Here is a 12,127-nt window from a genome sequence, read left to right as displayed (position 1 = left end):
GTCACCTCTCCAGGACATTGGCCACCTCGTTCGCCATCTTCCGGTACCCGGCGTCGTTGGGGTGCAGGGCGTCCTTGTAGGCGTAGGCGGCGTCGAGGCGGTCCGGGTCCGAGGGGGCGGCGAGCGCCCGGTCGAAATCGACGTACGCGTCGAACTCGCCCGAGTGCCGGATCCAGTCGTTGACCTCGTTGCTGACCCGCGCCGCGTGCGGGCCCCAGTGGTCCGAGCCCTTGAACGGCAGCAGGGTCGCCCCGACGACGTCGAGTCCCCTGTCGTGCGCGGCGTCGATCAGGGTGCGGTAGGCGCTGATGAGCTGGCGGGACGACACCACGGGGGCGGGCTTGTAGGTGGCGGGCGGATTCGGCCCCTTGGCGGCTTCGCTGAAGCCGATGTCGTTGACCCCTTCGAGGATGACGACCGTGGAGATGCCCGGCTGGTCCAGGACGTCACGCCTGAAGCGGGCGGTGGAGCGCTCACCGAACCAGGCGGAGTCGTTGAGCACCAGGTTGCCGCCGATGCCCTGGTTGACGACGGGCCGCCCCGTCAGCTCGGCGAGGGCGTCGGAGTAGCGCCGGTCGGTGTTGGGCGTGGAGCCGAAGCCGTCGGTGATGGAGTCACCGAACACCGCGACGCCGCCCCCGTCGCCCGCACCTCGGGCGTACTTCCGGGCTGCTCCTGAGGGGAGCGCGTTCGCCGCGCCGCCCACCTCGATACCGGAGAGGTAGTACCAGGACTGGGTCGTACCGGTGTACGCGGTGCCCGTCGTGTCGGCCCGGTGGTCCCCTTCGGCCCGGTAGGTGTCGGCCCAGCCCTGGGAGTGGAAGGTGGCAGGGCCCGTGGTCCCCGCGAAATAGAGAGTGACGGTCACCGACTCCAGGCTCTTCAGGTCCAGTTCGGCCGCGTCGCTACGGAGCTCCCCGCGCGCCGGTATCCACGTCGAACGGTCGCCGTTGAAGGTGAGGTGGCGGACGGACCCCTTCTCGACCCCCGCGCCCCGGGTGGTGCGTGCGATCACCGCCCCCGTGATGTGCAGGGGCGAGGTCCCGTAGGCGTTGGAGAGCCGGATCCTGGCCAGGCTGCCGCCCTTGGTGACACGGACGATCTGGCGTACGGACTGATGGGAGAAGCCCTCCTGGGACCAGTTGGGCGTGAAGCCGGTGCTGGGCAGCTGGGGGGAAGCGCCCCAGGCGGCGGCCCAGGCGACGGGCGCCGCCTCGGCCGGGGCGGCCAGGATGCCGAAGGTGAGGGCTCCGGCGAAGAGGGGTGCGGCGACACGGCGTACGTATGCGGTGCTCATGACGGCTCCTAATGGGAAACGGGTTCCGTTAAGTTCAGGGGAACCGTAGCAGATTGTCGAGGCTAATGGAGCCGCAGACCCGTTTGCTGGTCTCGCTGTCGTCCGCCCTGTGTCGACCGACGACTGCGGCCCTGTCATGAAGGGTTGGCCGTGATCCGCCACGCGGAGACTCTTTTTAGAAGGCGGTTCCAGCATTGGTCGGCTGCGTAACTCGGCATGGGCGGGCCGGAGTTACGGACGGACATGCTCAGGCGGGCGGGGCCCGCAGTCCAATCGGCCGGAACCTGACCGTGCGCCGGACATACGGCCACCTACCCGGCCAGACCCGAACAGGCGCTGATCTACCGGATGTCCGGGACCGTGACTCCCTGCACAGTGATCCCGCCTTTGCGGCGAAGGCATCCGTCCCGGTTCGCCTCGATGTCCGGTCGCTTCAGCAACCCGGTGTTCCCCGGCGAGCCACTGACCGTCTCCGTAGGGGAGGACGGAGAGACCTCACGGGTCCGCACCACCAGGGCGGACGGGCCCGTCCTGCTCGACCGCGGACGGGTCACAGTCCGCGCGGCGCCCGGCTCCGTGCGCCAAGGGTCAGACGCGTTGCGGGTTGGCGACCGCGGTGGTCATGCAGTAACCGATCGGGCCCGCCGAGTCGTGCAGCGTGCAATGCCCGACGGCCACGCCCTCCTCGCTCGTGTGGGCGCCGGACTCCAGCCCTATGACGTCACTCAGCGGCAGCCGGCTCAGGCACAGGGTGTAGTCGGCGTTGATGTACTGGAGACCCGCGTCGCCCGCATGGACGAGCGGACTCGCGGTGTCCGCGGCTAGTGCAGCCCGTACGAACGGCGACAGCGGCTCGCCCGCCACGAGTTCGCGCGCCTCCCGAAGCCATGCCCGGCGCTTGACGTCGCCGCGCCAGCCGCCCTTCGCCGACTCGTTGTGCTCGTCGAACATCCAGGCCGTCCACGCCCCGTCGCGTGGGGTGAAGAGCTGTTCGGGGGGCGGAGCGTCCCAGGGCGGCGTCGCGGGGACCCGCCCGGGCGGCTGCTCGCTGCGGCGCAGCAGGACGGCGCTCGCGCGCGCGACGACACCGTTCGCACCATGGACGGTCGCGTCGGCGACCCGGATCCGGCGTCCATCGCGCACACGCTGTGTCTCGACCTGTACGGGCGCCATCGGCGCGTTGCGGAACAGGTCGACGGTCAGCCGGGTGAAGTGCAGCCCCTCCGCGGCGTGTTCCGCCTCCAGCGCCCTGGCGGCGAGGCCCCCGAGCAGCCGCCCGTGCATCATGCCCGGCGTCCACCAGCCGCGCGCGTGGGTGGCGGGCACCAACTCGCCACCCACACCCGTGAAGAACGCCTCCTCCTGCTCCGTCCCTGCCACGCGTGCTTCCCCTCTGTCGCCCTGACCGGGTCAGGTGTCGATGCTCGTGGAGCCGAGCCGGCGGATCAGGACGATCGCGGCTTCGGTGATCTTGTTGGCCTGGCGCTTCGACGAACTGGTGGCGATCTCGCGTCCCGCCTCGCCGATGATCGTGGTCAGCACGGCGACCGTGAGCCGCTCGACCGAATCGATGCCGGCGCCGAGCAGCACCCCGTTCTGCCGGACCCACTCCCGGCTGCGCGTGCGTCTGACCAGTTCGAAGCCCGGCGGAGCGTCGCCGTCCATGAACAGCCGGGCCAGGTCGCGGCGTTCCCAGGAGCCCTCCAGGAAGGCGCGGGCCCCGGCGATGAAGAGCTCCAGCGCGTCCTCGTCCCGGCCCTCGGCCTTGGCCCGCGCCGCGGCGACCGCGGTCACCGCGTTCTGTTCATGGGCGGCCTGGTGCTCCTCCCAGAGGGCGAGGAAGAGTTCGGTCTTGCCTCCGAAGTGGTGGTACAGACTGCCCACGCTGGAGCCGGCACGCTCCACCACCGACGCGACGCTCGCCTCGGCGAAGCCCTGTTCGCAGAACACCTCCCGGGCGGCGTTCAGCAGCACACGCCGCGTCTCCGCCGTGCGGCTCCACTGCCAGGCGTTTCCTCCGGACGCGGCGCTTCCCGCCTTTCGCGCCATGACGACCCTCCTCGCGTGCGGTCGACGGCCGTCGACACGGTCACCGTACCGAATCCAATCTTAGAATTGGGCACACCGCCGTGACGGTGACGTTTCCCCGGCGCATCCGTTCAATGCCACCGCATGCCGTCTGAGCTCCGTACATCCGCACCCTCTTGGTGGTGACGGGTGTCTTGACACGCCGCTCGGGCCGGGCACAGTCTGAACTGGTTCCTAGAGTTCGATTCTAAAAAGGCGCAGCTGTTCGTCTCGTGCGCCCGAACGGGAAAGGACACCTCTCGATGGTCGATTTCTCACTCAGTATCGAGGAACGTCAGATCCGGGACACCGTGCGCACCTTCATCTCCAAAGAAGTGATGCCACTGGAACAGGACGTACTGCGCAACGAACGAGCGGGCGCCCCGGCGATCACCCTCGATGTGCTCGACGAGCTCCGGGCCAAGGCCCGCAAGGCCGGCTTCTGGGGGATGAACACGCCCGAGGAGTACGGCGGGATGAACCTGGGCGCCGTCATGTCCGCGATCCTCGCGATGGAGGCCGGAAGGACGTTCGTCCCGTTCAGCTTCGGCGGATCGGCGGACAACATCCTCTACAGCGCGAACGACGAACAGAAGCAGCGCTATCTCGTCCCGACCATCGAGGGCGAGCGCCGCTCCTGCTTCGCCATCACCGAGCCGGGAGCCGGCTCGGACGCACGCAACATCCGCACCCGCGCCGTCCGTGACGGCGGCGACTGGGTGATCAACGGCGAGAAGACGTTCATCACCGGCGGCAACGAGGCCGACTTCGTGATGGTGTTCGCCGTCACCGACCCGGACGCGGGCGCGGACGGCGGGGTCACGTGCTTCCTCGTCGACCGGGACATGGGCTGGAAGTCCGAGCCGATCCCGACGATGGGCCAGTGGGGCCCTGCGGCACTGGTGTTCGACGACGTGCGCGTGCCCGCCGAGAACGTACTCGGCGAGGTGGGCCAGGTATTCCATCTCGCGCTGCGCTGGATCGGCCAGGGGCGCTACATGATCCCGGCCCGGGCGATCGGTTCCGCCGAGCGCATGCTGCAGATGGCCGTGGACTACGCCAAGGTCCGGTACTCGATGGGGCACCCGATCGGCGACTACCAGGCGATCCAATGGCAGATAGCCGACTCGCAGGTCGAGATCGAATCCACCAAGTGGCTGACTCTGTACGCCGCCTGGCGGGTCCAGCAGGGCATGGACGCCCGGCACGCCTCCTCCATCGCCAAGCTCAACGGAGCACTGATGGCCAATCAGGTGGTGGACCGCGTCCTGCAGATCCACGGCGGCATGGGCTACACCAAGGAACTGCCGATCGAACGCTGGTACCGCGAGCTGCGGCTCCTGCGGATCTTCGAGGGGACCGACGAGATCCAGCGCCGCACCATCGCGCGCAACCTTCTGAAGGGCCACGTGCGACTGGGCGGGATCGGCGAATGACCGGAGGCAGGCGCGCCGCGATCGTCGGTGTGGCCGAGTCGGAGGTGGGCAGGACCTCGCACCTGACCGTGCTCTCCCAGCAGGCCAGGGCGAGCAAGGCGGCCCTGACCGAGGCCGGGCTCCGTCCCGAGGACGTGAACGCGCTCTTCGTGGCAGGGGACTGGTCATGGACGCCGGCGCCGACCCTGGCCGAATACCTGGGACTGCGACCGGAGTACCTGGACGGCACCAACATCGGGGGGTCGTCGTTCGAGGCGCACCTCGGTCATGCGACCGCGGCCATCGAGGCCGGACTGATCGACGTCGCCCTGATCACCTACGGCAGTACCCAGCGCAACAACCGCTCCCGCACCGCCCCCAGGCCGCCCGAGCAGTTCTACCGGCCCTTCGGGCTGCCGCAACCGGTCGCCGCCCGTGACACCGACCGAGCAGTTCGACCGGCCCTTCGGGCTGCCGCAACCGGTCGGCGCCTACGCGCTCGCCGCCCACCGCTACTTCCACCAGTACGGCGCCACGGGCGAACACCTGGCCGAGATCGTGGTCAGCGCCCGGCAGTGGGGAGCGCTCAATCCGGACGCCTGGCACCGCGACCCGATCACGGTCGACGACGTGCTCGGCTCCCCGATGATCAGCGATCCGCTGCACCTGCTGGCCTGCTGCCTGGTCACCGACGGCGGCGGCGCGGTGGTGGTGGCCGCGGAGGACCGCTGGCCCGACGTCGCCACCCACCCGGTCGAGGTGCTCGGGCACGGCGAGACGACCACGCACAGCTCCATCGCCCAGATGCCCGACCTGACCGTCACCGGAGCCGCGCACTCCGGCCCGGCCGCGATGAAGACGGCCGGCGTCACCCACGACGATCTCGACCTGCTGGAGATCTAAGGCATGCCGATGAACACGAACGGCGGCGGACTGTCCTACGCCCACCCCGGCATGTACGGCATCTTCCTGCTCATCGAGGCGACCCGGCAGCTGCGGCACGACTTCGCCTCCGACCCGCCGCGACAGGACGACGGGGCACAGCTGGCCCTGGTGCACGGCACCGGCGGGGCCCTCTCGTCCACGTCCACCGTTGTACTCGGAAGGAGTTGATCACCGTGGAGGACCCTGTGCCGGATGCGGAGACGCAGCCGTTCTGGGACGGCATCGCAGCCGGTGAACTGCGTCTCCAGCGCTGCGGGGACTGCGACCGCGCCGTGTTCTATCCCCGGGCCCTGTGGCCGCACTGCTTCGGCGAACGGCTGGACTGGGTCACCTCCCCGGGGACGGGCACCGTCTACTCGTACACCGTCGCGCACCGTACCTTCAGCCCGTCCCCCGGCGATCCGCCGTACACCGTCGCCCTCATCGACCTCGACGAGGGCGCTCCGGTGCGGATCGGGGACCGGGTCGAGCTGGAAATCACCCGGCTGGGCGGCGAGGAGTCCCCCGCGCTGCCGTGCTTCCGAGTGAAGGAGAGCGCATGAGCTCGGCCACGACACAGATCCGCACCGAGGCGATGCACGCCCTCTTCGCGCCCCGCTCCATCGCGCTGGTGGGTGCGACGGACAAATCCGGGTGGTCGCTGTCCACGTTCGAGAACCTGCGCACCAACGGCTTCCGCGGCCCGGTCCACCTCGTCAATCCCCGTACGGAGGTGGTGCACGGGCGGCGCGCCCACCGCAGCCTCACGGACATCGGTGAAGCGGTCGACATGGCCTACGTCATGGTTCCGACACCCGCGGTGCTGCCGGTACTGCGAGAGGGCGCGAGTCTGGGGATACGCAGCTACGTCGTGCTCACCGCGGGCTTCGGCGAGACCGGACCGGAGGGCAGACGTCTCGAGGAGGAGATCCTCGCCTTCGCACGCGAGAACCAGCTGACCGTGCTCGGCCCCAACGGCAACGGATACATCAACGCCACCGAGGGAACCACCCCGTACGGCCTGCCGATCCCGCCACCGCTGATCAGCGGCCCCGTGGGCGTGGTGCTGCAGAGCGGGGCACTGGCCAGCTCCATCCTCGCCTTCGCCCAGGCCCGCAACGTCGGCCTCAGCCTGCTCACCTCGATGGGCAACGAGACGATAGTCTCGGTCACCGACGTCATCGATTATCTCGTGGACGACCCCGGCACCCGGGTGATCGCGCTGTTCCTGGAGTCCGTACGCCGCCCCGAGGAATTCGTCCGCGTCGCCCGCCGCGCCGCCCGGGCCGGCAAACCGATCGTGGCACTCAAGATCGGATCCAGTGCACTCGCCTCGCACACCGCCCAAGCCCACACCGGAGCCCTCGTCGGGGACGACGCGGTCGTCGACGCGGCGTTCCGGAAACTGGGGGTGGTACGCGTCCGCTCCCTGGAGGACCTGATCATCACGGCAGGGCTGCTGGCCCACACCGGTCCGGTACGGGGACCACGGATCGCCGTGGTGACCCCTTCCGGCGGGGCCTGCGAGGTCATAGCCGACCGTGCCGAGCAGGAAGGACTGGAACTGCCCCCGTTCGCCCCGGAGACGGTGGCACGGCTGAAGGAGATCCTGCCGGACTTCGCCACCGTCCAGAATCCGCTGGACGTCACCGGCTATGTGGTCGTGGACCGCACGCTCCTCAGCCGGGCCCTGGAGGTGGTGGCCGACGATCCGGGCGTCGACGCGGTCATGCTCCTCACCGACCTGCCGCGGCTGCCACCCGCCGACCCGGACCTGACGCTCCAGCACTTCGCCGCGACCGCGCAGCGCATCCGCGACGCGCGACGGCCGGTGATCGTCGCGGGCAACGTGCTCACCGACATCACGGAGGTGGGCCGTCAGGTCCAGCGGGAGACGGGGTTCCCGTATGTGGTGGGCGGGATCGAGCACGCCATGACCGCGATCGGCGCGGCCGTCCGCTGGTCCCGCGCCCTGGGCGGGACCGACGAGGCCGCTCCGGCCGGCAAGGGTGTGCCACCCGTCGTACGGGGTGAGACCACAGGGCTCTGGACGGAGCACCGGGCGTCCCGGCTGCTCACGGACAACGGTGTCCCGGTCGTCCCCTCCGCCCTTGCCGCCACCGAGGACGAGGCGGTCGAGGCGGCTGCCGCATTCGGGTACCCGGTGGTGCTGAAAGCCGCCGCCGAGGGCCTCGGGCACAAGAGCGACATCGGCGGGGTGCGGCTCGGACTGAACGGACCGGAGGCCGTGCGAGCCGCTCACGGTGAAGTGTGCGCCGCCCTGCGCGACCGCGGACTGACCAGCGCCGGCACGCTCGTGCAGCCGCAGCGCAGAGGCGGAGTGGAACTGCTCGTCGGTGTGGTCCGCGATCCGGCCTGGGGACTGACCATGGCCGTCGCTCTCGGCGGGATCTGGGTCGAGGTACTGCGCGACTCGGTGCTGCGGCTGCTGCCGGTGGACGCCGCCGGCATCCGCCGGGCCCTGGGCGAACTCCGTGGCGCCCGGCTGCTCGAAGGGGCACGCGGGACGGAGCCCGCAGACCTCGACAAGGTCGCCGACGTGGTCGCCCGGATCGGGCAGCTCGCCGGAAGCCTCGGCCCGCGGCTGGAATCGCTGGAGGTCAACCCGCTCCTCGTCCGGGGGAGCGAGGTCGAGGCACTGGACGCACTGATCACCTGGAACTGAACCACCCTCGCGGCGCCACCCGAAGGCCGCCGCGCAGCCCTGCCGGGAGGGCACCGGTGACGAGTGACATGGTGAGCGCCGTACTCCCAGCCCGCAGGCGACCGGCGCGGCCGGGTCCGGAAAGTTCCCGGACCCGGCCCGACCCGGAAGGCCGGCGGCGTCGTCAGTCCCGCTCGGTGGAGCCGGATCGCGGCTGCGCGGTCATCAGCAGAGTGCTGGGCCGCACGGTTGCCCGGGCCACGGGCCGGACCGCCCGGCCAGGCGGGAGATCGAACCGCACTCGCCTGATGATCGTCGCGATGGCTGTGACCAGCTCGGTGAGGGCGAACCGGTCTCCGATGCACTTGTGCTTGCCGGCACCGAAGGGGAGGAACGCCCCCGGCGTGAAAGCCTCGGCCTGCGCTTCATCCAGCCAGCGGTCCGGATCGAAGGTGAGCGGGTCGGGGAAAAGCGCGGGGTCGCGGTGCAAGGCGTGCTGGCAGTAAGCGAGTTCGGTGCCGGCGGGCACGGACCACGGTCCCAGCTGTGTCCGGGTGACGGTGCGACGGGTGACGAGCCATCCGGTGTGGTGCAACCGCAGCGTCTCCTGGATGACGCGGCCGAGGTAGGGCAGCCGGGGGAGATCCTCGAACGCGATGGGCCGGCCGTCGAGAACCGTGTCGAGCTCGTCCAGAACCCTTCGTTCGACATCGGCGTCCCGGGCGATCTCGTAGAGCGCCCAGGCCAGAACCGAGGCGGTGGTCTCGGTGCCCGCCACGGCCAGAGTGAGGATCTCCGAGCTGATCTGGTGCCCGGTCAGCGGGAGGCCGGTCTCCTCGTCCGTGGTGCGGAGCAGCAGGGACAGCATGTCACCGGTTTCCTGCCCCGATTCCTGGAGTTCGGCCACGGCGCGGTCGATGGTGGCCCGAACCGCGTCCCGGGCTGCCGTGAACCGGCGGTTGAAGGGCAGGGGGAGTTTCTCCACCCAGTCGGGCAGCATGACGCGCGCCCCGACACCGTTCATGACCACCGAGAGGTCCTTGCGCAACTGACGGAAGGTCGCGTCGTCCAGGCTGTCGGCGAAGACGGTCTTGGCGAGCATCTCGAGGGAGAGCTCGACCATGGCCTCGCGGACGTCGAGCTGACGGCCGGGGGCCCACGAGTCGACAGCGGTGGTCGTCGCGCCCCGCATGATGTCGACGTACCGGGCGATCTCAGGCCGGGCGAAGGCGGGTTGGAGCTGGCGTCGCTTACGGACGTGCTCCTGGCCGGCGGCGGTGACGACGGAGTCGCCCAGCAGCTGACCCATCTTCTCGAAGAAACGTCCCTTGTCGAGACCGGGGCCGAGGTCGGTCAGCATGGTGCGGATGAGATCGGGGTCCTGGACGATCAGAGTGCGGGTACCGGGCTGGAGAGTGATCTCGACCAGCGGGCCGTAACGGGCACGGAGTGAGGCGATGAAGCCGAGGTTGTCGCGTACGAGCTGTACCGCGTGACCCAGCAGCGGGACCGAGCCAGCTGCTCTGGGTATGGGGGGAGGCGCTACGAGCGTCACGAAAGCATGCCACCTTTCGAGCTGATCTTGGGCGTCATATGGCTTCCCTGATCGATCCTCGGGGCAATCCACCCGGCGACGTGGTATGCGCCACGGAGAAGGACGTTTGGCGCGTGCCGACGAGGGACAGTCCCCGGTGGCCGCCGCACGAGCGGGGATGGATGTCGGGACCGGGCCGGCGCTCCGGGTGTCTCGCGTTCACCGGCCGGTGGGGTGGACTCCGGTAGCGGCTGAACTCCACCCACGGTTCCACCCGTGGGTCCAGGCGCTACGAACCCGTCCTGGGACTCTTGAAGGCACGACAGCGACCGAGCGGAGCACCGCCATCGGATCAGGACTGACCTGACCCGGCTGACGCACCCGGAGACGGACGGCCGGGCCGGCTCACGGCATCCGGCGGAGGTCCAGCATCATGTCGAGGGACAGCGAACCGTCCGCGCCGACAAGGAACCGACCGGCGGGAAGCCGTACTTCTCGTAATACCGGATGGCGCGAGCGTTGTCGGCGAGGACGTCTCCGCACAGGATGATCCCCGTCCTGCCGAGCCGCCGCGCGACGTCCCTGATGAGCTCCGTGAGATCGATGGCGGCGTCCCTGTAGCGCGCGATGCCGGCGAGAGCGAGGGCGAGACCGAGTTCGAGAAGGCCGACGATCCTGGAGGACGGCACTTCCTCGAGCACCAACCTGAGCTTGTCGTAGCGCGCGATCGCATCACCCAGCTTCCGGGCAGCCACGATGCCGTAACCGCCGAGCGTGCTGAGCCCCCTCGATTCCGGGGGCTGGCCATCGAGGAGACAAGCCAGACGCTCGGTGTCGGCCGGGGTGAGAGGGCAGCCGAATCTACCGGCGACCACGATTCGGCCGCGCTGTAGCTCGTACCGATGTCGACGAGCCGCATCCTGCCCGTCCCGGTGTCGATGAGGGACACCTGCTCAGGCCGTTCCAGCTCGGCGTCCTTGTCCGTCTTGTAGTCGCCGAGGGCCACGGGCGACTCGTCGGACCCGGCCTGGTTGCCGATCCGGCCGTACTCCGCGGGGCTCTTCACCTTCTTGATGGCGCCGTCCTTGTAGACCAGGACACCATCCTCGCAGCCGATGACGACCGCCTCGCCCTGCGCGGCCGCTTCCCCATGGCCACCGGGGCTCCTCGCTGCGGGTGATCTCCTTGCGGTCCTTGTCCAACACGGCGATGCCGACGCGCTTCTCCTCCGTACCGAGCGTGGTCACCAGCTTGCCGTCGGCCAGCTGGATGGCGACACCGTGGTGCGGGGCGGCGGAGGTGTACGTCCCGGCCTTCGGCTTCGTCCCGCCCAGGTCCTCGGGATCGAAGACGGTGACCACACCGGTGCCATCGGCGAAGAGGATGGTCCTGCCCGCGTGCCGGACGACGTGGCCCGGCTTGCTGCCTTCGAACTCGACCTCGGTGAGCTGGCGCCCTGCCGCGTCCAGCACCCGGAAACCGGTCGCGGTCGAGACCATCACAGTCCAGGCGACCCACGACCCCGAGGTGGCCAGATCGGCGGGCCATCTCCTGCTGCTCCAGGACGGCCGGCTGCGAGGACAGGGCGACCCCCGGGCGGTGCTGACCGGAGACGCGATCGACGAGATCTGGAGGCTGCCATCGAGGACGTGAGGCACGGTAGCGCCACCGTCGACGGCGGCAGCAGGGCTCGGCCGCGCGTCGCGGTCCGGGCCCTGCTGCTGTGCGGCGCCGCCCCCTGCGGCGGTGGTGCGTCAGCTCTGTGCGGGGTCGTCGTCCGCCTGCCCGGCGCCCTCGGCCGCTCCTGCCCTCTCGCGCATCTTGCGTACCAGCTCGGCCTTCTGGTCGGCCGCACCCTGGCGGTCGAGGTTGCGGTGCGGACCGTTGTTCTGCCGTTCGGCGCGCGACAGCCTCTTGCGCTGGCCGCCGCCCATGCCCACGGGGTTGTTGATGTTCTTGCTCACGGTCATGGGGTTCTCCCGGATAATGATGTGAAGTGATCTACGGATTCATCGGTGAGGGACGGGCGGCGACGTCGAAGGACGTCAGCAGGGGCTCATCACGCGCTCACTCGTAAATCGTCGTCTGGAAGAACATGACAAATACGTTACCCGGTTCCGGCGACGCCGCACACCAACCCCGCGGTGCCCCGACGCCGGTCGGGTCTTCGGCGAGCGCGCGTCTCACCCGTTCCCTGCCGTAACCATCGCCTCAGGCCCCAGCAC

At 69.8% G+C, this 12,127-nt stretch carries 10 protein-coding genes and 2 pseudogenes; 5 read left to right on the top strand and 7 right to left on the bottom strand.

What is annotated here, in order from left to right; translation table 11 throughout:
• Position 1: 1 nt before the first annotated feature.
• From ACIP63_RS15025 to ACIP63_RS15015, 3 genes are all read right to left on the bottom strand, one after another.
• A complete protein-coding gene (locus tag ACIP63_RS15025; RefSeq protein WP_401515418.1) occupies positions 2-1,297 on the bottom strand; it encodes an SGNH/GDSL hydrolase family protein in 1,296 nt (431 codons plus the stop codon).
• Between the two features lie 588 nt (positions 1,298-1,885).
• Complete coding sequence (locus ACIP63_RS15020; protein WP_401515415.1) at positions 1,886-2,677, bottom strand: thioesterase family protein; 792 nt, start codon at positions 2,675-2,677, stop codon at positions 1,886-1,888.
• A gap of 30 nt (positions 2,678-2,707) precedes the next feature.
• A complete protein-coding gene (locus ACIP63_RS15015) occupies positions 2,708-3,346 on the bottom strand; it encodes a TetR/AcrR family transcriptional regulator (protein WP_401515412.1) in 639 nt (212 codons plus the stop codon).
• Between the two features lie 281 nt (positions 3,347-3,627).
• Here ACIP63_RS15015 and ACIP63_RS15010 point away from each other — a divergent pair, with 281 nt between their 5' ends.
• The 4 genes and pseudogenes from ACIP63_RS15010 (at position 3,628) to ACIP63_RS14995 (ending at position 8,389) form a co-directional block, all read left to right on the top strand.
• Positions 3,628-4,800, top strand: a complete 1,173-nt coding sequence (locus tag ACIP63_RS15010; protein WP_401515410.1) for an acyl-CoA dehydrogenase family protein — start codon at positions 3,628-3,630, stop codon at positions 4,798-4,800.
• 624 nt (positions 4,801-5,424) lie between these two features.
• Positions 5,425-5,892: pseudogene (locus tag ACIP63_RS15005) on the top strand (thiolase C-terminal domain-containing protein).
• Positions 5,893-5,897: 5 nt separating this feature from the next.
• Entirely contained in the window at positions 5,898-6,266 is a 369-nt protein-coding gene (locus ACIP63_RS15000; RefSeq protein ID WP_401515407.1) for a Zn-ribbon domain-containing OB-fold protein, read from the top strand.
• Positions 6,263-8,389, top strand: coding sequence for an acetate--CoA ligase family protein (locus ACIP63_RS14995; protein ID WP_401515404.1), 2,127 nt, complete (start codon positions 6,263-6,265; stop codon positions 8,387-8,389). Before ACIP63_RS15000 ends, ACIP63_RS14995 begins: the two co-directional genes overlap by 4 nt.
• Positions 8,390-8,552: 163 nt before the next feature.
• Here the strand turns inward: ACIP63_RS14995 and ACIP63_RS14990 are convergent, their stop codons facing one another.
• The 3 genes and pseudogenes from ACIP63_RS14990 to ACIP63_RS14980 form a co-directional block, all read right to left on the bottom strand.
• Positions 8,553-9,923: a cytochrome P450 gene (locus ACIP63_RS14990; RefSeq protein ID WP_401515402.1), complete on the bottom strand. Its 1,371-nt coding sequence runs from the start codon at positions 9,921-9,923 to the stop codon at positions 8,553-8,555.
• Positions 9,924-10,333: 410 nt separating this feature from the next.
• A complete protein-coding gene (locus ACIP63_RS14985) occupies positions 10,334-10,777 on the bottom strand; it encodes a hypothetical protein (RefSeq protein ID WP_401516951.1) in 444 nt (147 codons plus the stop codon).
• A gap of 11 nt (positions 10,778-10,788) precedes the next feature.
• Positions 10,789-11,404 (bottom strand): annotated as a pseudogene (locus tag ACIP63_RS14980) (hypothetical protein); the annotation flags it as partial.
• 25 nt (positions 11,405-11,429) lie between these two features.
• Between ACIP63_RS14980 and ACIP63_RS14975 the strand changes: the two are divergent.
• On the top strand, positions 11,430-11,555 hold the full coding sequence (locus ACIP63_RS14975) for a hypothetical protein (RefSeq protein ID WP_401515399.1): 126 nt from the start codon (positions 11,430-11,432) through the stop codon (positions 11,553-11,555).
• Between the two features lie 101 nt (positions 11,556-11,656).
• Here the strand turns inward: ACIP63_RS14975 and ACIP63_RS14970 are convergent, their stop codons facing one another.
• Entirely contained in the window at positions 11,657-11,872 is a 216-nt protein-coding gene (locus ACIP63_RS14970; RefSeq protein WP_401515396.1) for a DUF6243 family protein, read from the bottom strand.
• Positions 11,873-12,127: the final 255 nt, after the last annotated feature.

The sequence above is a fragment of the Streptomyces sp. NPDC088746 genome (assembly GCF_044751065.1).
GTDB lineage: Bacteria > Actinomycetota > Actinomycetes > Streptomycetales > Streptomycetaceae > Streptomyces.
Note: the sequence above shows the minus strand (reverse complement) of the source record. Positions and strands in the feature narration are given on the sequence as shown.

Coding starts and splice junctions, on each gene's coding strand:
- ACIP63_RS15025 (WP_401515418.1), bottom strand. CDS start 1,297: ATGAGCACCGCATACGTACGCCGTGTCGCCGCACCCCTCTTCGCCGGA.
- ACIP63_RS15015 (WP_401515412.1), bottom strand. CDS start 3,346: ATGGCGCGAAAGGCGGGAAGCGCCGCGTCCGGAGGAAACGCCTGGCAG.
- ACIP63_RS15010 (WP_401515410.1), top strand. CDS start 3,628: ATGGTCGATTTCTCACTCAGTATCGAGGAACGTCAGATCCGGGACACC.
- ACIP63_RS14995 (WP_401515404.1), top strand. CDS start 6,263: ATGAGCTCGGCCACGACACAGATCCGCACCGAGGCGATGCACGCCCTC.
- ACIP63_RS14970 (WP_401515396.1), bottom strand. CDS start 11,872: ATGACCGTGAGCAAGAACATCAACAACCCCGTGGGCATGGGCGGCGGC.